Source organism: Dellaglioa sp. CoH-57-MRSF-17, assembly GCF_056782015.1.
The window spans coordinates 1-307 of the sequence record NZ_JBXAXY010000106.1; the positions used below are offsets into that span (position 1 = coordinate 1).

1 protein-coding gene is annotated in these 307 nt (G+C 53.4%); it reads left to right on the forward strand.

Annotated features, from left to right (window positions below):
* The coding region (locus AC1RPJ_RS08055; RefSeq protein ID WP_481762889.1) for a hypothetical protein at positions 1 to 227 on the forward strand (227 nt) is incomplete at its 5' end.
* Positions 228 to 307 lie beyond the last annotated feature (80 nt).

A 307-nucleotide genomic window follows, 5' to 3' on the forward strand; every position in this document is an offset into this window, starting at 1 on the left:
GGTCCTACAATCAGGCCCGCGCAAAAACTCGCGAAGCAAGCGGTGTGCACAGACGTGACAGATTCGACGCAAAACTAGTAGATAATAAAAAGCTGTACAGTTCCCTCAGTATGCAAATTTCACGGCTGAAGAAAAAGCTGGCGCTCGATCCTGATGACAGAGCCCTGCAAAAAGAGCTGGGGCAAGTGATAGAAGCACGTGCCTCGCTCCGAACCAAGGAGAGTTGATGAAACCTAAGCTTCAACCGCCTGAACCCCAACAAGTACAACGTGCGCTGGCCATAGCCCGGGGGAAGGCCCCACACGCC